Source organism: Alcaligenes ammonioxydans, assembly GCF_019343455.1.
Taxonomy (GTDB): domain Bacteria; phylum Pseudomonadota; class Gammaproteobacteria; order Burkholderiales; family Burkholderiaceae_B; genus Alcaligenes; species Alcaligenes ammonioxydans.
Genome location: NZ_CP049362.1, coordinates 2147037 through 2168127 on the forward strand (window position 1 = coordinate 2147037; position 21091 = coordinate 2168127).

At 56.5% G+C, this 21091-nt stretch carries 22 protein-coding genes; 10 read left to right on the forward strand and 12 right to left on the reverse strand.

Annotated features, from left to right (window positions below; all coding sequences use genetic code 11):
* Positions 1–128: 128 nt before the first annotated feature.
* Positions 129–1541, reverse strand: coding sequence for an NAD(P)/FAD-dependent oxidoreductase (locus tag FE795_RS09870; protein ID WP_219234869.1), 1413 nt, complete (start codon positions 1539–1541; stop codon positions 129–131).
* A gap of 228 nt (positions 1542–1769) precedes the next feature.
* Here FE795_RS09870 and FE795_RS09875 point away from each other — a divergent pair, with 228 nt between their 5' ends.
* Positions 1770–2447 carry a TetR/AcrR family transcriptional regulator gene (locus tag FE795_RS09875; protein WP_059317573.1) on the forward strand — a complete coding sequence of 226 codons (678 nt, stop codon included), beginning with the start codon at positions 1770–1772 and terminating at the stop codon, positions 2445–2447.
* 318 nt (positions 2448–2765) lie between these two features.
* Here FE795_RS09875 and rlmD read toward each other — a convergent pair whose 3' ends face one another.
* The 4 genes from rlmD to surE all read right to left on the reverse strand — a co-directional run bounded on the left by rlmD (position 2766) and on the right by surE (position 6782).
* Positions 2766–4076 (reverse strand): 23S rRNA (uracil(1939)-C(5))-methyltransferase RlmD, encoded by a 1311-nt coding sequence (gene rlmD, locus FE795_RS09880; RefSeq protein ID WP_230406162.1) that lies wholly within the window; start codon positions 4074–4076, stop codon positions 2766–2768.
* Positions 4077–4372: 296 nt separating this feature from the next.
* A complete protein-coding gene (locus FE795_RS09885; protein ID WP_003799634.1) occupies positions 4373–5197 on the reverse strand; it encodes a peptidoglycan DD-metalloendopeptidase family protein in 825 nt (274 codons plus the stop codon).
* Positions 5198–5220: 23 nt separating this feature from the next.
* Positions 5221–6045: a protein-L-isoaspartate(D-aspartate) O-methyltransferase gene (locus FE795_RS09890; protein WP_003799633.1), complete on the reverse strand. Its 825-nt coding sequence runs from the start codon at positions 6043–6045 to the stop codon at positions 5221–5223.
* Positions 6042–6782 (reverse strand): 5'/3'-nucleotidase SurE, encoded by a 741-nt coding sequence (surE, locus tag FE795_RS09895; protein WP_003799631.1) that lies wholly within the window; start codon positions 6780–6782, stop codon positions 6042–6044. Before surE ends, FE795_RS09890 begins: the two co-directional genes overlap by 4 nt.
* Before the next feature lie 115 nt (positions 6783–6897).
* Here surE and plsY point away from each other — a divergent pair, with 115 nt between their 5' ends.
* Positions 6898–7539: a glycerol-3-phosphate 1-O-acyltransferase PlsY gene (plsY, locus tag FE795_RS09900; protein WP_003799629.1), complete on the forward strand. Its 642-nt coding sequence runs from the start codon at positions 6898–6900 to the stop codon at positions 7537–7539.
* 3 nt (positions 7540–7542) lie between these two features.
* Here plsY and tsaD read toward each other — a convergent pair whose 3' ends face one another.
* A complete protein-coding gene (tsaD, locus tag FE795_RS09905; RefSeq protein WP_039943057.1) occupies positions 7543–8601 on the reverse strand; it encodes a tRNA (adenosine(37)-N6)-threonylcarbamoyltransferase complex transferase subunit TsaD in 1059 nt (352 codons plus the stop codon).
* Between the two features lie 187 nt (positions 8602–8788).
* Here tsaD and FE795_RS09910 point away from each other — a divergent pair, with 187 nt between their 5' ends.
* Together FE795_RS09910 and trxA are read left to right on the forward strand one after the other, a co-directional pair.
* Entirely contained in the window at positions 8789–10081 is a 1293-nt protein-coding gene (locus FE795_RS09910; protein WP_131070625.1) for an NCS2 family permease, read from the forward strand.
* A 120-nt stretch (positions 10082–10201) separates the two neighbouring features.
* On the forward strand, positions 10202–10582 hold the full coding sequence (trxA, locus tag FE795_RS09915; protein ID WP_039943056.1) for a thioredoxin: 381 nt from the start codon (positions 10202–10204) through the stop codon (positions 10580–10582).
* Between the two features lie 62 nt (positions 10583–10644).
* On the opposite strand, the gene FE795_RS09920 is transcribed toward trxA, so the two are convergent.
* The 6 genes from FE795_RS09920 to tadA all read right to left on the reverse strand — a co-directional run bounded on the left by FE795_RS09920 (position 10645) and on the right by tadA (position 15494).
* Complete coding sequence (locus FE795_RS09920) at positions 10645–10908, reverse strand: DUF2024 family protein (protein ID WP_003799622.1); 264 nt, start codon at positions 10906–10908, stop codon at positions 10645–10647.
* Positions 10909–10932: 24 nt separating this feature from the next.
* Entirely contained in the window at positions 10933–11475 is a 543-nt protein-coding gene (locus FE795_RS09925; RefSeq protein WP_219234873.1) for a peroxiredoxin family protein, read from the reverse strand.
* A gap of 200 nt (positions 11476–11675) precedes the next feature.
* Positions 11676–12272, reverse strand: coding sequence for an IMPACT family protein (locus FE795_RS09930; protein WP_003799618.1), 597 nt, complete (start codon positions 12270–12272; stop codon positions 11676–11678).
* A gap of 8 nt (positions 12273–12280) precedes the next feature.
* Complete coding sequence (locus FE795_RS09935; RefSeq protein WP_003799616.1) at positions 12281–13879, reverse strand: ABC-F family ATPase; 1599 nt, start codon at positions 13877–13879, stop codon at positions 12281–12283.
* 63 nt (positions 13880–13942) lie between these two features.
* Complete coding sequence (locus FE795_RS09940; RefSeq protein ID WP_059317570.1) at positions 13943–14905, reverse strand: LD-carboxypeptidase; 963 nt, start codon at positions 14903–14905, stop codon at positions 13943–13945.
* Between the two features lie 40 nt (positions 14906–14945).
* On the reverse strand, positions 14946–15494 hold the full coding sequence (gene tadA / locus FE795_RS09945) for a tRNA adenosine(34) deaminase TadA (protein ID WP_051010390.1): 549 nt from the start codon (positions 15492–15494) through the stop codon (positions 14946–14948).
* Between the two features lie 61 nt (positions 15495–15555).
* Here tadA and FE795_RS09950 point away from each other — a divergent pair, with 61 nt between their 5' ends.
* The 6 genes from FE795_RS09950 (at position 15556) to cysK (ending at position 21090) form a co-directional block, all read left to right on the forward strand.
* Positions 15556–16500, forward strand: coding sequence for an ABC transporter ATP-binding protein (locus FE795_RS09950; protein WP_003799613.1), 945 nt, complete (start codon positions 15556–15558; stop codon positions 16498–16500).
* Positions 16497–17258 carry an ABC transporter permease gene (locus FE795_RS09955; protein WP_219234875.1) on the forward strand — a complete coding sequence of 254 codons (762 nt, stop codon included), beginning with the start codon at positions 16497–16499 and terminating at the stop codon, positions 17256–17258. Before FE795_RS09950 ends, FE795_RS09955 begins: the two co-directional genes overlap by 4 nt.
* Positions 17259–17600: 342 nt before the next feature.
* Complete coding sequence (locus FE795_RS09960) at positions 17601–18401, forward strand: arginase family protein (RefSeq protein WP_003799611.1); 801 nt, start codon at positions 17601–17603, stop codon at positions 18399–18401.
* 31 nt (positions 18402–18432) lie between these two features.
* Positions 18433–19182 (forward strand): YqcI/YcgG family protein, encoded by a 750-nt coding sequence (locus tag FE795_RS09965; protein ID WP_003799610.1) that lies wholly within the window; start codon positions 18433–18435, stop codon positions 19180–19182.
* Positions 19175–20083, forward strand: a complete 909-nt coding sequence (locus FE795_RS09970; protein WP_003799609.1) for a DMT family transporter — start codon at positions 19175–19177, stop codon at positions 20081–20083. The genes FE795_RS09965 and FE795_RS09970 overlap by 8 nt, the downstream gene beginning before the upstream one ends.
* A 14-nt stretch (positions 20084–20097) precedes the next feature.
* The gene (gene cysK / locus FE795_RS09975) at positions 20098–21090 is read left to right on the forward strand and encodes a cysteine synthase A (RefSeq protein WP_059317569.1); all 993 of its coding nucleotides are present in this window, start codon (positions 20098–20100) and stop codon (positions 21088–21090) included.
* Position 21091: the final 1 nt, after the last annotated feature.

A 21091-nucleotide genomic window follows, 5' to 3' on the forward strand; every position in this document is an offset into this window, starting at 1 on the left:
AAAATTATTATGAACCTAAAATATTGAAGCCAATACAAATAGGAAATCACAATGTAAAGCAATCAGGATCGAAAACAAGTAAGGGCTTGCCCTAGTCAACGCCGCTGAGCAGGGACTTGAAAGCGTACTTAGAAAGACACCAGGCGACCGGGATTAACCGCGCTCATCATGCCTATCGCGGCCTTGACCACGGGGATGGCCAGACCCGATAAGTGATGGCCCAAAGGGATGCTGCGGTGGGTAATATCCGTCAGCATGGCAAAGTCCTCGTTGCGACCCATGACGTCGTCACTAATGGCTTTACCAATACGCACGGTTTGCGCCACGCCGTGACCACTCCAGCCATGCACCATGTACACGGGAACCGCATCCTCGGTCTTGCGCGAGTCCGTGGCACCGTTCAGAGTAAAGTCACTGATCCCGCTCCAGGAAAAGTCCAACTGCACCTGCTCCAGCTGCGGGAAAACCGTCTGGATACGATCCAGCAAGTAGTCATTGATACGGTCAGGAGACCAACTGGTACCGGTGCCCTGCCCGCCAAACAGCAAACGGTTTTGACGCACGGCTCGGTAGTAGTCGATCTGGAATTGTGTGTCATACACCGCACGGTCGGTTGGCAGCAGCTCGCTGACTGGACACTCCAGGGGTTCAGTCACACCTACATAGGTATAGAACGGAACAGTGGTATTGGACTGCGTGGGCAAGAACTGCGAAGTCGTGTCATGCACGGCCAGCACCAAGGCCTGACGCGCCAGAATCGTGCCACCGGGGGTGATGGCCAAGGCGCCCTTTTCCGTCTGCTCGATCTCCTGGACCGGGCTGCCTTCGTAAACTCGGCCGCCATGCTGAACCAGGCCATACACCAGTCCGCGCAGCAGCGCCAAGGGGTGCAGTTGACCACCCAAGGTATCCACCACGGCACCGTGATACAGCGGCGAGCGGATTTCCTGCTCCAGCTCGTAACTACCCACAATTTCCACACTGGTATCACCCAGATAGCGGCGGGCATCCGCCCCCTTTACCAGAGCACCCATATGGCCGGCATGAACGGCAGCCGTCAAATGGCCGCGGCGACGATCAAAATCCAGTTCGTAATCCTGAGCGATCTGATCCAGTAGATCCATGGCTTCGTGCGAGGCAAAGCGCCACAAGCGACGAGCTTCATCCAAGGGCAGATGCGCGATCATGTCCGCCGCTTCCCATCGAGCCAGACCCGGTGTCAGTTGCCCGCCGTTGCGGCCTGAGGCCGCCGAGCCAATACTGTCTTTTTCCACCAGCACCACATCCAGACCGGAGCGGGCCAGGTGCAAGGCGGTCGAGGCCCCCAGCAGGCCGCCACCGACCACCAGCACATCGCAGTGCGTGTCAGCTTGCAGAGGTTCAAAGCGGGTCCAGGGTGCAAGAGACGCCTCGTAGTAGGTAGCAGGCGCGACCGCGTCGTTCAGATGGCCTTGCCGCCAGTTCCACAATCGAGGATTACTGGTCAACAAGCTCTGTGCATGAGAAACATCGTTTAAAAGCGTGGGTTTGGAAATAAGCATAAATGTCCTGTGTCTGTTACGGCCCTTTGGCCGCCTGGATCACAGAGCGGAATGCTCCGGTGACGCCCCGTCAACGCGGCGTTCCGTTCTGTCTCGTTATCAACATCCCGTTGCAAAAACGGAATGGAACGATCTTCTTCTACGCTGTAGAATTGAATTTATTCTACTCTGTAGAGTTAAACTTGGCAAATTGACCCGTTACTCTTTTCTCGCACTAAAGGAACACTATTGGCGCACGCATCCCCTCTCACCGCGACCCGAACACGCAAACTCAATAAGAACGAGCTGGTGCTGGCGGCCGTCAACTTGATCGAAGAAGCTGGGGATCATGGCTTTTCACTGCGGAAATTGGGGGAACGGGTAGGCTGCGACCCCATGGCCGTGCTCTATCACTTCAAGTCCAAAGAAGGGCTGCTGCGTGCAATGGCGGATTACTTAAGTGGTCGCATTCAACCCGTAGACCGTCACCTGCCCTGGGACGAACGACTCTATGATCTGGCCCGACAATATCGGACTCTGGCGTTGAATTATCCGCAGACTTTTCAACAAATGCAGCGTTTTCTGAATACCGGCAGTGCCGACTACCTGGTCCTTGAGCAGGTGTATGGCGCTTTGCGCGATGCAGGGTTGAGTGATGCCGAGATCCCCGCCGCCTGTGTAGGCTGGTATGCCGCCCTTTACGGCTTGATTCAAGGTGAGCTAAGTGGTTTGATCCGTCCCGTGACAAGCCAAGAACTGGACGAACTTCAACAGTGGCCTGCTGAAGACATCCCCATGCTGCGCCGGGTTCTGCCGCGCTTTGTGCATTTGCACTCCGAGCAGGTATTCAAAATGATGATGGAACTGATACACGATGGCTTGGCTGCCCACGCCAGCAAAGCGGCCACGCCTTCCCCAGACCTGTAACAGCAGAAACGGGCTCACTCCGGATCACAGCACGGATCAAGCTGCGTGGCCCCTACGCGCCCGAATGCAGAACAGCGTGCTACCCGCTGGCATGGCAAAAACAGGAAGTCCACTCCGAGCGCCCGACCAAACAGTGCATACGGCCTTGAGTCAACCTTCGATCCGCCTTTAAACGCCGTTCAGCCCACGTTTTTGGGCTTGAAAGCAGCAGCGTAGGCGATTGAGTGGACAGGGCTGGCGTGAGGAAAAAAAACGCCCCGCAAACTGGAACTCTGTCCACTTTGCGAGGCGCTCTATAACAAGTCTGTCCAGGGCGTGTTAACGCGTAAAAACAGCAATCGACTCAACGTGCGCCGTATGCGGGAACATATTCACCACGCCCGCCGATTCCAATGTGTAGCCACCTTGATGAACCAGCACACCAGCGTCACGGGCCAAGGTACCAGGGCTACAGGACACATAAACCAGACGCTCGGGACGTTCGTGCTTTTCCAGTTGCGCCAAAGCGGTGGCCACCGCGAAGGCACCGTCACGCGGCGGGTCAATCAACATACGATCAAAATGGCCCAGATCACGTAGCCATTGCACATCCACTTCAAACAGGTTCAGCGTTGTGAATGTAGCCTTGTCCTGCAAGCCGTGAGCCAAGGCCGCTTCACCAGCACGTTCGGTCAAGGTGCTGCTGCCCTCAATGCCGACCACTTCGGCAGCACGACGTGCCAGGGGCAGGCTGAAGTTACCCAGACCACAGAACAAGTCGGCTACACGGTGCTCGGGCTTGACGTCCAGCAGGGTCAAGGCACGCGAGATCAGGCTACGGTTAATGTCGTGGTTCACCTGCGTAAAGTCCGTAGGACGATACGGCATGCGCAAATCAAACTCGGGTAAGGCATAGGCCAGCTTGTCCGCATCTTCGCGCAACAAGGGGTGCGCCGTTTCCGGGCCCTTGGGCTGCAACCACCAGCTAATGTCGTGCTCTTGCCCGAAATCCTGCAAACGCTGGATATCCTCGCTGGTCAGCGGCTCCATATGACGCAGGGTCAGGGTAATGACCCGGTCGCCCATGGCCAGCTCAATCTGTGGCAATCGGTCCGGGCGCGACAGGCCTGCCAGGCAAGTGCGCAAGGGCTCGAGCAGAGCCGATACCTTGGGAGGCAACACGCGGCATTCAGTCATGTCCACAACATAACGGCCATTCTTCTCACGAAAGCCTACCAGCACTCCTCCCTTTTTGGGCACATAACGCATGGAGAAGCGCGCACGGTAACGGTAGCCCCAGTAGGGGCCATGCAAGGGCGCCAGCACCCGGCCCGGCTTGACCTTGCCGATGTGCGCCAATGAATCCTCCAGCACACGTTGCTTAACCGCCACCTGGGCCGAGGGCTCCAGATGTTGCATGGCGCAACCGCCACAAACCCCGAAATTGGGACAGGGAGGCTCGGCACGCTGGGACGAAGCCTGCAGCAAAGCGGTCATGCGGGCCTTGTCATACGAGTCTTTGGAGCGCACCGTCTCGGCCAACACTTTCTCGCCTGGCAGCGCGCCTTCCACAAACACCACTTTGCCCTCTTTGTGGGCGACGCCGCGGCCTTCCAGATCCAGCGACTCAATTAACAATACGTCAGACATTCGATAAAAACCCAAATAAGCGTCCTGCCAGGCAGATAGGCGCAGTTGCACCGCCGCTAGCGATGGCGAATCGATGATTTTACAATGAGCATCCGGCTCAACGGGTAAAAACAAGCACAATCCGACCATGGCGGTTCCGCAAGGTCACTACCTATGCGGCACATAGATACCAAAGAAGGCTGTTGGCTTCCCCCTCAAGATCCGTCTTGGGATCATTCAGGCCCGGCGCTCCACTCCAAACACGTCAGACAAAAAAAAGCGGCCAGAAGCCGCTTTTTTCAGACACACTACCGAGTTTATCGCGCAGGCAGATAAGACATCGGGTTAACCGGCGTACCGGAGCGTCGAATCTCAAAGTGCAGACGAGGCGAGGTCGTGTCCGACTGGCCCAGATCGGCAATACGCTGCCCCTTCTTCACTTGCTGACCTGTTTTTACATGCAGGACGCTGTTATGCGCGTAGGCGGTAATAAAGCCATTGCTGTGGCCGACCAGGACCATGGAACCCAGGCCACGCACGCCGTTACCGGCATACATGATCTTGCCATCGGCCGCCGCTACAACCGGGTCCCCCACCTTGCCTTCAATATCAATCCCTTTGGTAGAGGCATTGAAACCCTGGATAATCTTGCCACTGGCTGGCCAGCCCCAGGCAATGAGCGCCGCATCACTGGCGCGAGGGGCCGACACCGGCGTTTCCGTCTTGACAGGGGTGGCAGGACTGACCGGCGAGGTCTGGGTGCTGCCGCTGCTGGCAGGACGTGTAGTGGTCGCCGCCATCGACGTACTTCCATCCAGACGCAGGGTTTGGCCCACACGCAGCATGGATGGATCGGTAATCTGGTTCAACTGTATCAGCGAGTTCACGTCCATGCCGTGCGCTTGTGCAATCTTGTAGAGCGTATCGCCGGGGCGTACGACGTACGTACCCGAAGCCGTGCTGACACTGCCCGCTGCTGAAGAAGAACTCAGGTCAGTGACTGGGGCGCGCTCGGTACGGCTTGCACAACCAGCCAGCAGGGTACTGGTGACCACAGCCGCCACCAGGCACTGACGGGGCGTCAAGAACCACTGTGTACCGGTGGAAGCAGCGGTTAACGGTAACCTGACTGCATGCTGCATATAAATCTCCTGAGAATATCTGACTAAATCTGGGTTCCGGCTCGCATCGGCACGAAGCGAACCGCATCAAGTTCTTCACGACGCCAAGCAGCCTGTCCGGTGCGTTCCACCAAAACCAGGCGCTGTTGTGTCGTACCTTCGGGAGCGATCAGTCGCCCCCCCACTGTTAATTGTTCCAGCAGGCTTCTCGGAATGACCGGGCCGGCTGCCGCCACAACAATAGCATCATATGGCGCCGCCGCCGGGTAACCTTGCATTCCGTCACCAAACATTATGCGTGCCCGTTGCGACAGGCCCAATTGGCGCATGTGGTCACGCGCCAGATCGCACAGGCCTTTGATGCGTTCCACGGCATACACTTCTTTTACTAATTGTGCCAAAACAGCGGCCTGATAACCACACCCGGCCCCCACTTCCAGCACTTTACTCGGTATTTTATGGTCGCATACCAGGCTGATCATATGGGCCACGACCCACGGCTGAGAGATGGTCTGCGCAAAGCCGATAGGCAGGGCGTCATCTTCGTAGGCCCGACTGGCCAGACCCTGATCGACAAACTGATGGCGCGGCACCGCCTGCATGGCGGCCAGCACCCGTTCATCAGTGATACCCTGTCGGCGCAAGCGCTCGATCATCATGCCACGCGAGCGTTCCGAGTTCAAACCCAGATTGACACTTGTTGACACTTGTGCAGACAACACCACCGTCGGTGCGGGTTGTAACTGACCGCGCTGCACAATACGGGTATTGCTGTTGGTGGCCGACAGACCACTGCCCAGGCTGGATTTTCCAAACCGGTTGCGTGTTCCGTCCGCAAAAGGATAGCGCTTGCCTGGCTTACTTGTCATTGCACCCAGTCCCGCAAACCCGCCAGCTGCTCGTGATGAGTCAAGTCGGCACGCAAGGGAGTAATAGAAACGGCCCCTTGCTCGACAGCACCAAAATCTGTTCCCTGCTCACTATCGGATACCCCGCCAACGCGACCAATCCAATAGACCGGCTCTCCATAGGGCGTCTGACTCTTGACTACCGGCTCCGAGGGATGCCGCTTGCCAAGACGGGTCACCTGCATGCCCTTGAGCGCCTCATAAGGCAGACACGGAATATTCACGTTCAGCAAGGTATTGGCCGCCAAAGGACGCTGCTGGCAGCGCTCGACCAAATCGCGCGCCACGCGGGCAGCACTGTCCAGATTCTTCCAGCCGCGCTCGATCAGGGAAAAAGCGATGGCGGGAATACCGAACAGATGGCCTTCCATCGCTGCGGCAACCGTACCCGAATACAAGGTGTCATCACCCATATTGGCGCCATTATTGATGCCGGACACAATCAGATCAGGACGAAAATCCAGCAAGCCGGTCAGGGCCACGTGGACACAATCGGACGGTGTACCATTGACAAAATAAAAACCATTGTTGGCCTGGCGCAGCGACAAGGGACGATTCAACGTCAGGGAATTGCTGGCACCGCTGCAATTGGTCTCGGGTGCAATGACAGTGAGCTCGCCCAGTCCTTGCAAAGCTTCATACAAAGCCTCGATACCGGCTGCCGTGTAGCCATCATCATTGGAGACCAGAATACGCATGCTTTACTTTTCCGTTAAAAATCTAACAGGGGCAACAAATTGTACCCGCTGCCTTTGGTATTTTGCTGCAAGGCCGGTAGAATCCGCGCAACAATAATTGTGGAGCTCGATCCTCATGAACGCCGTTTCTTTTGCCGTGGCCGCCCCGCTGGTCGCTCTCTTGTCCTATTTGCTCGGCTCCTTGCCGTTTGCCGTCATCGTGAGCAAGATCATGGGCTTGCAGGACCCGCGCACCTTTGGTTCGAAAAATCCGGGAGCCACTAATGTACTACGTAGCGGCAATAAAAAAGCAGCCATTCTGACCTTGCTGGGCGACGCGTTCAAGGGCTGGCTGGCTGTCTTTCTGACCCAACAAGCCATCAGCAATTGGGGCTGGGCGCCTGCCTTGCTGGGAATCAGTGCCTTTTGTGCCTTTCTAGGTCACCTGTACCCGGTCTTTCTGGGATTCAAAGGCGGCAAAGGTGTGGCCACCGCACTGGGGGTCATTTTAGCGCTGCTGCCCTGGCTGGCGCTGGCCACCGCCCTCACCTGGCTGATCATCGCCTATGTCAGCCGCTACTCTTCGCTGGCCGCCCTGGTCAGCGCGATCTTCGCCCCTTTGTATTACCTGCTCGGCGCCAAGGTCGTCTGGCCCATGAATACTTCCATTGCCACCGCTCTGGTCCTGATCAGTGCCTTTTTACTGTGGCGTCACCAGGAAAACATCCGTCGCCTGATGACCGGCAAAGAAAGCAAGATCGGCGCCAAAAAGAAGTAATCTTCAGGGCTTCAGCTGGGACACGGACTGATTGACGCAGGCCAGATCCCAGCGAGGTCGGATGGCAAAGCCATGCTGACTATCGTCCAGGCGGGCCAGGCCATGCTTGACCCGCATCGCCGCCGCAAAAGCAATCATGGCCCCGTTATCGGTACAAAACTCCAAGGGCGGAAAAAATACCTCGCCCTTCAGACGCGCCACGGCCTTTTGCAAATAGCCGCGCAAATGACGGTTGGCGCCCACCCCTCCGGCCACCACCAAGCGCTTCAGACCAGTTTGCTTCAAGGCCTTGATCGCCTTGGCCGCCAATACATCCACGATGGCCGCTTCGGTGCCGGCAGCCAGATCTGCACGTTGCTGTTGCGTTACCCCTCCCTCCTGCGCCTCCAGCTTGCGCAAACGAGTCAGCACGGCAGTTTTCAGGCCACTAAAGCTGAAATCCAGATCTTTGCTGTGCAACATGGGCCGCGGCAGCTCGTACACCGTGGCATCGCCTTGCTCGGCCAGGCGCGACAAGGCTGGCCCACCGGGATAGCCCAAACCCATCAGCTTGGCGCTTTTATCAAAGGCTTCACCAGCCGCGTCGTCCAGCGTTTCGCCCAGCAGCTCATACTGCCCCACCCCGTCGACGCGCATCAGTTGCGTATGCCCGCCCGACACCAGCAAGGCCACGAACGGAAATTCCGGTCGCGGTTCTGCCAGAAGCGGCGAGAGCAAATGGCCTTCCAGGTGATGGATGGCAATGGTGGGTTTTTTCAGTGACCAGGCAATCGACTGCGCCACGCTGGCCCCGACCAACAAGGCGCCCGCCAGCCCGGGACCGGCGGTGTAGGCAATGGCATCGACCTGATCGAGTTGCATCTGACAGGAGGCCAGGACCTGACGAGTCAAGGGCAGGACGCGGCGGATATGATCGCGAGAGGCCAGCTCAGGCACCACACCACCGTATTCACGATGCATGGCAATCTGGCTGTGCAAGGCATGGGCCAACAGGCCCTGTTCCGTACTGACCAGCGCCACGCCGGTTTCATCGCAGGAACTTTCAAATCCAAGAATATTCATGGCACTTATTTTAGCCTGCTGTATTGGGGAAAACAGGAATTTATCCCTTCATTGAAACCAGCCGATAGTATCGGGGTTGTGCCGATACATCGCATAAAAGGGGGGGACGCAGTGGCACACTCGTGGTTAAAATCCCGCATCGATACACTCACGCTCCGATCGCCTAATAATCACAAGGAGGCTGCCCATGTTTGAACGTCTCTTCAAACTCGCTGAGCACGGCACCAACGTTCGCACCGAGGTCCTGGCAGGTATTACTACCTTCCTGACCATGTCCTACATCATTTTTGTGAACCCAGACATCCTGTCGTCCACCGGGATGGATCGCAATGCCATCTTTGTAGCGACCTGCCTGGCCGCCGCTCTGGGCACCTTCATTATGGCCTTTGTCGCGAACTGGCCCATCGGCATGGCACCGGGCATGGGCCTGAACGCCTTTTTTGCGTTCACTGTGGTCGCAACCCTGGGCTATAGCTGGCAACAGGCACTGGGCGCCGTGTTTATCTCGGGTGTCATCTTCCTGATCCTGACGGTGACTGGCATCCGGTCATGGCTGATCCGGGGCATCCCGAAATCCCTGCAAAGCGCGATTGCCGCCGGTATCGGCATGTTCCTGGGCCTGATCGCCCTGATGAACTCGGGCATCGTCGTCGCCCACCCCGCGACCAAGATTGGTCTGGGTGATCTGACCCAGCCCGCGGCCCTGTACGCGATTCTGGGCTTCTTTATCATTGCTGCCCTGGATGCACTGAAGGTACGCGGTGCGATCCTGATCGGTATTCTAGCTGTGACCATTCTGTCCATGCTGACTGGTCATAGCGAGTTTGGCGGCGTGGTCTCCGCGCCTCCGTCGCTCATGCCCACCTTCATGCAGCTGGACATCATGGGCGCCCTGCACACGGGTTTTGTTCACGTGATTCTGGTGCTGGTTCTGGTTGAGGTATTTGACGCTACCGGCACCATGATCGGGGTTGCCAAACGTGCCCGTCTGATCGAAGAAGGCAAACCCAACCGTCTGGGCCGCGCCCTGCTCGCTGACAGTACCGCCATTGTGGCCGGCTCCATGCTCGGCACCAGCAGCACCACCGCGTATGTCGAGAGCGCCTCAGGCGTGCAGGCCGGCGGCCGCACGGGCCTGACGGCCTTGACCATTGGCGTACTGTTCCTGCTGGCGCTGTTCTTCTCGCCGCTGGCCGCGACCGTTCCCGGTTACGCCACCGCCCCCGCCTTGCTGTACGTAGCGTGCTTGATGATGCGCGAAATTACCGAAGTGAAATGGGATGACATGACCGAGGCTGTGCCTGCTGCGCTGGCCGCCTTGACCATGCCGTTCACCTACTCCATTGCCAATGGTCTGGCCTTTGGCTTTATCAGCTATGTGATCCTGAAGCTGAGCACGGGCCGGTGGCGCAGTATTCACCTGGCCACGCTGATTGTTGCCATCTTGTTTGTGATCAAGTACGCAATCGCTACGGAATGAAAAACCTTACAGCAAATTCGTCTGGCGCTTTAGGGCTGTCTGGAAAACGAGTACACTGATCGCATGTTTAACGAAGCGGCTGAACACCATCAGCCGCTTTTTTATTGCGGAGGCTCCCCCATGAGCATCGTCGAACTGAACGAAGAAACATTCCAGGCCGCCGTGGAAGACGGCAAGCCACTGATTATCGACTTCTGGGCGCCCTGGTGCGGTCCATGCCGCCAATTTGCCCCCGTCTTTGACGCGGCAGCGGCCAAGCACCCGGATGTCACGTTTGCCAAGGTCAACACCGAGGAAGAGCAGGAGCTGGCCGCGGGCCTGCGTATCCGCTCCATTCCCACCTTGATGGTGTTTCGCGAGCGCGTTCTGCTGTTCTCGCAGGCCGGCGCCCTATCGGCGGCCCAGCTGGACGACCTGGTCGAACAAGTCAAGGCGGTGGACATGGAAAAGGTCCACGCTGAAATTGCCGCCCAGCAAAACCAGGAGCCTGATCAAGCCTGATCGGCTTCCCAACAAGAAAAACGCCAGACATGCAGTCTGGCGTTTTTTTGTCTGCAGCAAGCCTACTCGCAGTTCTCCAGCTCAATGATGGCAAAGCCCCGCCGTTTGATTTCGTTCTCTACCGGCGCCGAAGCGATTTCCGTATGGCAAAAACGGCATTCACGCGAGGTGAAAGTCTCCACATTCACCCCTTTGGCCGCCAGATAACGCTGGCCATAACTTAACACCTTGTCCATATCCTTGGCGTCGTCACTGACCAAAATATCAAAGTGCATGCGACGCCCATCAGGGCGCACCACATAGGTATCAAACACCGCAATCTTCATGACAAACCCTTTTCAGCAAAAAACTCAGTAGGTACACGTCGGCCCGCAAGATGCAGAACCATTCTTGTCCGCGACCGCTTGTGCCTCCTCCCCTTTCTTATCCTGTACAGGAGTATTTCGGGCAATCAGCTGACCGACAAAGGCCCCCAGACGTAAATCATCCAGATGCCCCAGCTCTTTCAACGCCAGCTTGCCGTCTCGATCAAAGATGATCGTTGAGGGCGTCCCCCCCAAACCCCATGCCTTCATGGTACGCGGCAAGGGGCCGGTGTCTGAGGGCTGGTCAATGGCGATGGGAAAATTCAAACGGTACTCGTGAACAAAAGCCTGCAAAGCGGCAGGCCCCATCACATCGTGGTGCTCGAACACGCTATGCAAACCGATGACGCGCAGATCATCACGCGAAAACAGAGTATCGAGTTTTCTGGCTTGTGGCAGGCTGTTGATGACGCAACCAGGGCAAAGCATCTGAAAGGCGGTGACGACCACTACCCGGTCCCGCAAGGACGCCAGGCTTAAAGGTGCCGAGGTGTTAAGCCACTGGCTGGCATGGATTTCATAAGTCATGACGTACCCCAATGCAGACTGGACCCAATCGAACCCACTGGCCGGATAAGGACGTAAAAGGAATCACAGAGAGGTAGTATGGCCACAGACTGGACGGCACAGAGAGACAATCGTCTGGAAAAGATACCTTTTCGTCCAGAAAACCGCAGCAGACGCTCTAGCGACAACAGACCAGAGCCAGTCTGCCGTAAAGCGATCATTTATGCCTGTTCGACAGGCTCGCATTCACCTTGGCCGCGCGTCATATTGATAAAGGCTTGCTGAAAGTCTGCTTGATGCCCGAGCGGCAGATTCAATAGCCAGCGCACGCCTTCTGCATCGAACTGCTCGTCCTGAACCTGAACGCCAAAACTGTCGAAACGGGATTGCACCAGGGCCAGATCGGCAAATGAACAGCGGCAGCGCAAGGCGGCCATGGGAATCAGTTCCTGCTTGTCAGCAAGACGCAAACATTGAGCGGCGACGCCGCCATAGGCACGCACCAGGCCACCCGTGCCCAGCTTGACGCCCCCAAACCAGCGAATGACCAGCACCGCGACGCGGTCGCAATCCTGGCCTTCTATCGCTTGCAAAATGGGACGCCCGGCTGTGCCGCCGGGTTCGCCATCATCGTTAAAGCGGTATTCAGACCCGATCTTGTAGGCCCAGCAATTATGCGTGGCATCGGGCACACCCCTGGCCTGAAAGAAGGCCAAGGCCTGGCTGGCACTGTCGACAGGCGCAGCCAAAGCCAGAAAACGGCTTTTTTTGATGTCCTGTTCGAAGCTGGTGGGCTCACGCAGGGTAAAGACAGCCACCCCTACCCTCAGTCCTGTTCGCGACTGGCCAGGTAGTCTTCATAGCCGCCGCGGTAATCCACCAGACGGCCTTCGGGCATCACTTCGATAATGCGGGTTGCCACACCGGAGACGAACTCACGGTCATGGGACACGAAAATCAGGGTGCCTTCAAACTTTTCCAGGGCCATCTGCAAGGATTCGATCGATTCCATGTCCAGGTGGTTAGTCGGTTCGTCCAGCAACATGACATTGTGACGGCCCAACATCAGGCGGGAGAAGGTCATGCGGTTTTTCTCGCCACCGGACAGTACTTTCACAGGCTTGATGATGTCGTCGGCTGAAAATAGCATGCGGCCCAGTACGGAGCGCAAAGACTGATCATCGTCGCCGGCCTGACGGAACTGACTGATCCAGTCAAATACATTGTCGTCCGTATCGAACTCATCCGAGACGTCCTGCGCCATATAACCGATATCGGCATTTTCGGACCAGACCACCGAACCACTGTCGGGGGCCAGATCGCCGGCCAACAAGCGCAACAGGGTCGTCTTACCCACGCCGTTCGCACCCACAATCGCGATTTTCTCGCCCGCTTCAATCATGGCAGAAAAATTCTTGATGACGGGATGGTCATAGGATTTGCTCAAACCCTCGACCGTCACCGCCAGGCGGTGCAAGACTTTTTTCTGCTCAAAACGAATAAACGGGTTTTGGCGCGATGAGGGCTTGACCTCGATCGTGTCCGCCTTGAGACGACCAATCTGCTTCAGACGCGAGGTAGCCTGGCGGGATTTGGACTTGTTGGCCGCAAAACGACGCACAAAGTCCTGCAGTTCCCCTATGCGTTCCTTGGCCTTGGAATTGGCTGCCAGCACACGCTCGCGCGACTGCACCGAAGCCAGCATGTAATCGTCGTAGTTGCCGGGATAGACACGCAGCTCGCCGTAGTCCAGGTCGGCCATGTGGGTGCAGACCTGGTTCAGGAAGTGACGATCGTGGCTAATGATAATCATGGTGCTCTGATAGCCGTTGAGCACATCTTCCAGCCAGCGGATGGTGTTGATATCCAGGTTGTTGGTCGGTTCGTCCAGCAGCAGGATATCGGGATTGGAGAACAGGGCCTGAGCCAGCAGCACGCGCAGTTTCCAGCCCGGCGCAATTTCGCTCATGGGCAGTTGATGCTGTTCGACCGGAATTTCCAGGCCCATCAGCAATTCACCGGCCCGGCTCTCGGCGGTATAGCCGTCGTACTCGGCAAAACGGGCCTCCAGCTCGGCGGCCTTCATATAGTCTTCTTCAGTGGCTTCCGGATTGTCGTAGATGGCATCACGCTCTTGCATGGTGTTCCACATTTCGGTGTGGCCCATCATGACGACATCCAGCACCCGCTGGTCTTCGTAGGCAAACTGGTCCTGACGCAACTTACCCAGACGCACGCCGGGGTCCAGCGATACATTACCCCCACTTGGCTCCAGGTCGCCGCCAATGATTTTCATGAAGGTAGACTTGCCCGATCCATTGGCACCAATCAGGCCGTAGCGGTTGCCTCCGCCCAGTTTGACACTGACGTTTTCAAATAAAGGCTTGGCACCAAACTGGATCGTTAAATTAGCGGTGGAGATCACGTAAACGTACTTTGAAAAAGGTTGAGTTCAACCCACTAGTGTATCAAGCAGGCGCGAAATCCGTTAGTGCTCGTGCTCATCCAGGACCAGATAAGCCATGCCATCCTCGGTGGCCAGACCCACTTCCTGCCCAATAGGCAGACTAACCTTGACCTCCACATGGCCATAAGGTAGCCCCGTTACGACCGGAACCTTGACGGTTTCACGCAACCAGCGCACCACCGACTCCATCTCGAAGCCGTTATCCGAAGCTCCTGTCTTGTAGGCAGTGAAACGACCCAACACCACCGCCATTTGACGGTTCAGCACGCCGGCATGCCAAAGCTGTGTCAACATGCGCTCGACCCGGTACGGAGCTTCGCCCACATCTTCGAGAAACAGGATTCCGCCATCCACCTGCGGGAAATACGGGGTGCCCAGCAAGGAGCAAACCAGGGCCAGATTGCCGCCCCACAGCACACCGTGACCGTCGACCGCATCCGAATCCTCGGACTCAAAACTGAACAACTCCAACTCGCCACGCATCAACTCACCAAAGAGCTCGGTGGTCAGTTCATCCGTTTCCTCTCCGCCAAAATCCGCAATCGCAGTAGGCCCGGTGTAGCTGATGGCGCCGGTCTGGGCAAGCAGCGCTAAATTGAAGGCCGTGAAATCCGACATGCCCACAAAACGCTTGCCACTATCGGCCACCGCACGCCAATCGATCTGACCCAATATGCGGCTCAGGCCGTAGCCACCTCGCGTGGCCATCACAATGGGCTGAGGCTGCTGCAAGGAGCGCTGCACGGCGGCCAGACGCTGAGCGTCCGTGCCGGCAAAGCGTTCGTGGACGGCCAGGGCATCGGGGTCGATATCCACGGCAAAACCCTGTTGCTTCAGTCGTTGACTGGCCAGCTCCAGCCGTTGGGGTTCCATGAGGTGCCCAGAGGGCGAAAACAGGTAGATGCCCGAGCTGTCCGGCTGCCCACACTGGCATTGGCCATGCTCGTGGTGATGATGGTGAGGGTCGTGCTCGGGGCTGCTCATGATTAACCTTGATAATAAAGTGTTTGTTATTTTAGCCAGACTACGGTGCGCCATCCACCAAGGATTGGCCTTGCTGACCCTGCTTTTGCAACTTCTTTAGCTCGCGCCGTTGGCGAAAGAAGTCGCGCAAAGCCTGAGCGGCCTCGTCGGCCATCAGCCCACCTGTCACCCGGGTGTGATGATTAAGCGTGGGATGCAAATGCAAGGACTCCACGCTGCCGCACACCCCGGTCTTGGGATCAGCCGCCGCCCACACCACCCGTGACAGGCGCGCATGCATCAAAGCGCCCAGGCACATCATGCAAGGTTCCAGGGTCACGAACAAGCTCGCTCCGGGCAGGCGGTAATTACCCACTTTACGCGTTGCCGCCCGCAGAGCCACGATCTCGGCATGCTGGGTGGGATCATGATCGCAGACAGTGCGATTGGCACCCACGGACAAAAGTCTGCCGTCTGCATCCAGCAAGACTGCACCGACCGGCACCTCTCCCAGGCTCGCTGCCTGCCGCGCCTGCTCCAGGGCCAAAGCCATGGCCTGGGCATCACTCAAAACCTCACTCTGCGTTTGCGGTGGTAAGCTAGTTGGCATCGTCATATCCATTGCGTTATTCAAACCCTCTCAGCCCAGCAAAAGGGGCATTTTACTGTCTATGCGCAACACTCCCGATTCTCACGCTATTTTGCGTGTCCGAGGCCTGAGCAAACAATACGCGAACGGGCATCAAGCCCTGCACTCATTGGATCTGGATATCTGGCGAGGTGAGATTTTTGCCTTGCTCGGCGCCAACGGTGCGGGCAAAACCACCCTCATCAGCATTATCTGCGGATTGGTCAATCGCAGCAGCGGCACCGTGCAGGTCGATGGCGCCGACAATGTGAGCGACTACAAACGCGCCCGCCAGAAAATTGGCCTGGTGCCACAAGAGCTTAGCGCGGACTCGTTCGAGACGGTCTGGAATACGGTCAACTTTAGCCGAGGCCTGTTTGGCAAAGCGCCCGATCCGGCTCTGATTGAGCAGATTCTGAAAGACTTGTCCTTGTGGGACAAAAAAGACAGTCCCCTGATTACCTTGTCGGGCGGCATGAAACGGCGCGTCCTGATCGCCAAGGCGCTCTCGCACGAACCTGAAATCCTCTTTCTGGATGAACCCACCGCTGGCGTGGATGTGGCTTTGCGCCAAGGCATGTGGGCCCTGGTCAAACGACTGCGCAGCCAGGGCGTCACCATTATTTTGACTACGCATTACATTGAAGAAGCACAGGAGATGGCCGACCGTATCGGTTTTATCAATAAAGGCTCGCTGCAATTGGTGGAAACCAAAGACAAGTTGATGCGTCGCCTGGGCGGCAAAACACTGCTCCTGAATCTGGCTGAGCAGTTGGTCGCCCTGCCCGCCTCCTTGGCCGGCCTGGGTCTGCAAGCGGCCGCTGATGGCATGAGTTTGTTATACCCCTTGGCCAATCGCGAGCAGGACCATGATTTGAGCGCCCTGTTGGCGGCAGTGGGACAGGCCGGCTTGCGAATTACCGACATCCACACCCGGGAGCGCAGTCTGGAAGATATTTACGTTGAGTTTGTAGGGGCACAGTCATGAACTGGTACGCCATCCTGGCCATTTATCGCTACGAAATGTCACGCACCCGTCGCACCCTGCTGCAAAGCATTGTGGCACCCGTGATCTCGACTGCCTTGTATTTTGTGGTGTTTGGTGCGGCCATTGGCCATCGCATCAATGAGATTGGCGGCATCTCTTATGGCGCATTTATCGTGCCCGGGCTCACCATGCTGTCCGTGCTGACCCACAGCGTCTCGAACGCAGCCTTCGGCATTTACTTTCCGCGCTTTACCCGCAATATTTACGAGATCCTGTCGGCCCCCATCTCCCATTTTGAGATTACCCTGGCCTTTGTCGGCGCTGCGGCCACCAAATCGCTGTTTCTGGCCGCCATCATCCTGATCACCGCGCGGCTCTTCGTCCCTTATGAGATTGCCCATCCGGTCTGGATGCTGGCCTTTCTGGTGCTCACCGCCCTGACCTTCAGCCTGCTGGGCTTTATTATCGGCATATGGGCCGACAACTTTGAAAAGCTGCAATTTGTGCCCATGCTGATCCTGACTCCCCTTACCTTTTTGGGCGGCACCTTCTACGCCATCGACATGCTGCCCCCGTTTTGGCAAAAGCTGACCTTGCTCAACCCGGTCCTGTACCTGATCAGCGGTTTTCGCTGGAGTTTTTTTGGTCTGGCCGACGTCAATGTCTGGCTCAGCCTGGGCATGACACTGCTGTTTTTAAGCCTTTTTCTAGGCGTAGCGGCCTGGATATTCAAGACCGGCTACCGACTCCGCCCCTGACAGACCGGCCTTAACGCTACTAGGGGAAAAATCCGGTGCCTGCCTGTCCTGGCAGGCCCGATAAAACCCACTTTTCGGGCGCTGGCAATACAAAAAAAATATATAGAAACTCAAAAATCGGCTAAGCAAGTATTAAGAAAGTCGAATCCTTAGAAAATACCGTAAATTATTAGCCCATTAACAATAATTAACGCACTTGATAACGCTAAAATTTTTTCCATCAGTCTAGAAAAATCAAGTGTTTATATGGCCTGTTTTTTTGACACAGGACAATATTGACAGTAATAACAAGCCTAAATACTATCGAAAAGTCATTTCAACGATTTTTCGGAATAGATCCTCATGGATATCAGCTTGTTATGCTCGCAAGGCCGTGTTGCGGACCGCACTGACAATACCTTGGCAGGCTCCCGCTATACAGCACAGCATCTTGCGGCCTTACTGGGCAAAAAAGAAATTACAGTCGGTCAGCTCAGCCCGGCTGAAAAAGACAAATGGCCCGAAAGTCTGGATAAAGCCCGTCCACACTTGGAAAAAATGGCCGCTGCCCTCAGCCAGGAGCTCAGCAAGAACAAGCGGGTCATCCTGACCACCAGCACCTGTCCCACCAGCCTGGCCACCATTCCTGAAGTCGTAAAAAAATATCCTGATATCAAGCTGCTTTGGTTTGATGGCCACGGCGACTTCAACACCCCTACCAGCAGCGATTCGGGATATCTGGGTGGCATGGTGGTCAGCGCCGTCTGTGGAGTCTGGGACGCCGAGCTGGATGCCACCATCCCTCCCGAGAACGTGATTATCGTCGGCGCCCATGATATCGACGCTGCCGAGCAGATCCTGCTGGAGCAGCACCGCGTTCGCGTCATCCCACCCGCCCACGTAAAGCCCGAGACGATTCTTCCGCTGATTGGGGACTCGCCAATCTGGATTCACGTGGATTGGGATGTGCTGGAACCCGGCAACGTGCCCGCCGAATACAAAGTCAAGGGTGGAATCACCCTGGAGCAATTGCGCGCCATTTTCCGTGCCCTGCCGATTGATCAGGTCAAAGGTCTGGAGCTGGCCGAGTTCAGCGCGCAGGACGACGACAACCAGCCGTGGCTAAACAATATTGAAACCCTCGTCACTGACTTACTGAACTAGTCTTGCTGTCACACCGCCCCGGGAGGAGAGAATGTTGATTTCACAGCAGGATCTGCACGAGAAGCTGCCGTCAATGCAGGCGTGGGAAAACACAGCATGGAATGAAATCGAGCAAAAAATACAAAATCCCGATTTCCCCTGCATCTTCAGTCTGAAAGCATGGAAAATCCAGTCCCTCTATCTGGTGTTCTGTCATAAAGGATCACCCGGCAACGAGTATGAGGATTTTATTCAGGGCCTGAAGTCGTATTCCGAGTTCATCATCACCACCCCTGAAAGCGAGCGGCTGTTCAATCCCTTGCTCGTGGTTTTCTCGCCGGATTTTCACGATGGCCACAGCCTGCTGGCCCATGGTTGGGAAGCACTCAATCACGCGCATCGCCATGATCCCTCCCCTTGGCCGGACAGCGTCTCTCGCAACCCCGATGACGCCAGCTGGAGCTTTTGTTTCTGCGGGATTGAATACTTTATCAATATGAGCTCTCCGGAGCACATTCAACTGCAAAACCGAAACCTGGGCTCTCATCTTGTATTCGTGATCAATGCACGCCGAAACTTTGATCTGGTTGCCAATGGGCAAACACCCGATGGCCAAGCCACCCGTACACGGATCAGGGACCGGGTCGCCGACTACAACCAGGGTTTCAGACCGGTGGAACTCGGTTCCTACGGCACCGTCGAGAATCTGGAGTGGAAACAATACCAACTTTCAGAACCGCAGGTACCGCGTCCGGCCATCTGCCCTTTCACACAGAAAAAAACGGGAGAAAATTTTGCCTAACAATGACAAAAACAAAGGCCTGATAGAGCTCTTGCTCGCCATGATCATGATGGGCACAGTGGGCCTGTTCGTTATCGAATCGGGTCAAAATGCCTACAACGTCGTCTTTTATCGATGCCTGCTGGGCTCGGTTTTTCTGCTGATCTACTGCCTGGCGAGCAAGAAATTCAGCGATAGCCAGCTTACGGCCCGAAACCTGATGCTCATTATTGCCAGCGGCATATTCCTGGTCTTTAACTGGGCTTTGCTGTTCGAGTCCTTCAAGGTCGCCTCCATTTCGACCTCCACCACGATCTACCACACCCAGCCCTTTTTCTTTTTGATCATCTGGTCGGTCATCTTCAAGGAAAAGACCGAAAAATCCAAACTGTTCTGGATGCTTATTGCGTTTGTAGGGGTAGCGCTGGTCGCCGATCTTGCCCAGACCTACGACTCGCTGTCCTTCGCCCAACTATGGGGAACACTGCTGGCTCTTTCCGCTGCCGTGTTATGGGCCTTGTCCGCCGTCCTCGTCAAGTTCCTGTCTCAGATTTCGCCGTTTATCGTCACCCTGATACAGCTGGTGGTAGGAATTTTCGTGCTTTTCCCCTTTGCCGAACTACAGACTGTGGGAACGATCACCCCGACTCAATGGGCCTGTCTGGTCACGCTCGGCCTGGTGCACACCTGCTTGACCTATGTCTTGATGTACTCGTCCTATAAAAAACTGCCGGCCAGCACCATTGCCATCATGACGTTCATCTACCCGGCCGTCGCCATCTTCATTGACTATCAGTTCTACGATCAAAGCCTGAACGGTTTCCAAATTGCCGGGATTTTCATGATTTTCCTGAGCAGCTATGCCTCCACGCAGAATTTGAAGTTCCCCTTCAAATTATTCAGCCGTCAAGAAACACAATAAACCCTCTCATCCCTATGACAATCCATCATTCCATTCTGGACACGATCGGCAACACGCCCATCGTCAAACTCAACAACACCGCCCCCGAAGGGGTTGAGCTTTTCGTCAAACTCGAATCGTTCAACCCGGGTGGGTCGGTGAAGGACCGGCTGGCCCTGTCGGTCATCCTGGACGCGGAGGCCAAGGGTGAGCTCAAGCCCGGAGACACCATCATCGAATGCACCTCGGGCAATGTCGGGATCGCGCTTGCCATGGTGGCCGCCGCACGCTGCTACAAGTTCATCGCCGTCATGGGGGATAACTATTCAATGGAACGCCGCAAACTGATTCGGGCGCTGGGCGGCGAGGTCATTCTGATTCCGGGGCATCTGGGCAGCAGCGGCGGCAATAAAATCGCGGATGAGCTGGCCCGAGAAAATGGCTGGTTCCGGCCCCGGCAATTTGAAAACCCAGCCAATCCCAGTTATCACCGCATGACGACCGCCTCCGAGATTCTCAGTAACTTCGCCGGCAAACGACTGGACTATCTGGTGACGGGTTTTGGAACCAGCGGAACGCTGACCGGCGTGGGGCAAATGCTGAAGCTGGCTCGACCAGACATCAACATTGTCGTGGCCGAGCCCGAGAACGCCCAGATCCTGGCTAAAGGTCACTGGGAAGTCCATCAGATCCAGGGCTGGACGCCGGATTTTGTCCCCAGCTTGCTCGATCGCGATGTCATCGATTCGCTGGTAACGATCACTGGGCAACAAGCTCTGGAAACCGCCCGGCTCATGGCCGCCAAGGAAGGAATTCTGGTGGGCATTTCGGCGGGCGCCACCATTGCGACAGCAATGCGACTGGCTCAATCTGCGGCACCTGGCAGTGTCATCCTGGCTATGGCTCCCGATACCGGCGAGCGCTATCTCAGCACCGAACTGTTCAATGAGCTGGGTCAGCTGGAAACCGACCCTGGCATCCGATACTGGGAATCGGCCCTGCAAACCCTTGAAAACAGCGAGGCCTGAT

What these genes read in the sequence shown, in the direction of transcription:
- FE795_RS09940 (WP_059317570.1), bottom strand. Translation starts at nt 14,905, where the DNA reads ATGAGCAGCCCCGAGCACGACCCTCACCATCATCACCACGAGCATGGC.
- FE795_RS09910 (WP_131070625.1), top strand. Translation starts at nt 8,789, where the DNA reads ATGTTTGAACGTCTCTTCAAACTCGCTGAGCACGGCACCAACGTTCGC.
- FE795_RS09890 (WP_003799633.1), bottom strand. Translation starts at nt 6,045, where the DNA reads ATGACAAGTAAGCCAGGCAAGCGCTATCCTTTTGCGGACGGAACACGC.
- FE795_RS09925 (WP_219234873.1), bottom strand. Translation starts at nt 11,475, where the DNA reads ATGACTTATGAAATCCATGCCAGCCAGTGGCTTAACACCTCGGCACCT.
- trxA (WP_039943056.1), top strand. Translation starts at nt 10,202, where the DNA reads ATGAGCATCGTCGAACTGAACGAAGAAACATTCCAGGCCGCCGTGGAA.
- FE795_RS09920 (WP_003799622.1), bottom strand. Translation starts at nt 10,908, where the DNA reads ATGAAGATTGCGGTGTTTGATACCTATGTGGTGCGCCCTGATGGGCGT.
- FE795_RS09870 (WP_219234869.1), bottom strand. Translation starts at nt 1,541, where the DNA reads ATGCTTATTTCCAAACCCACGCTTTTAAACGATGTTTCTCATGCACAG.
- FE795_RS09885 (WP_003799634.1), bottom strand. Translation starts at nt 5,197, where the DNA reads ATGCAGCATGCAGTCAGGTTACCGTTAACCGCTGCTTCCACCGGTACA.
- tadA (WP_051010390.1), bottom strand. Translation starts at nt 15,494, where the DNA reads ATGCCAACTAGCTTACCACCGCAAACGCAGAGTGAGGTTTTGAGTGAT.
- FE795_RS09965 (WP_003799610.1), top strand. Translation starts at nt 18,433, where the DNA reads ATGTTGATTTCACAGCAGGATCTGCACGAGAAGCTGCCGTCAATGCAG.
- rlmD (WP_230406162.1), bottom strand. Translation starts at nt 4,076, where the DNA reads ATGTCTGACGTATTGTTAATTGAGTCGCTGGATCTGGAAGGCCGCGGC.
- tsaD (WP_039943057.1), bottom strand. Translation starts at nt 8,601, where the DNA reads ATGAATATTCTTGGATTTGAAAGTTCCTGCGATGAAACCGGCGTGGCG.
- FE795_RS09960 (WP_003799611.1), top strand. Translation starts at nt 17,601, where the DNA reads ATGGATATCAGCTTGTTATGCTCGCAAGGCCGTGTTGCGGACCGCACT.
- FE795_RS09955 (WP_219234875.1), top strand. Translation starts at nt 16,497, where the DNA reads ATGAACTGGTACGCCATCCTGGCCATTTATCGCTACGAAATGTCACGC.
- surE (WP_003799631.1), bottom strand. Translation starts at nt 6,782, where the DNA reads ATGCGTATTCTGGTCTCCAATGATGATGGCTACACGGCAGCCGGTATC.
- plsY (WP_003799629.1), top strand. Translation starts at nt 6,898, where the DNA reads ATGAACGCCGTTTCTTTTGCCGTGGCCGCCCCGCTGGTCGCTCTCTTG.
- FE795_RS09950 (WP_003799613.1), top strand. Translation starts at nt 15,556, where the DNA reads ATGCGCAACACTCCCGATTCTCACGCTATTTTGCGTGTCCGAGGCCTG.
- cysK (WP_059317569.1), top strand. Translation starts at nt 20,098, where the DNA reads ATGACAATCCATCATTCCATTCTGGACACGATCGGCAACACGCCCATC.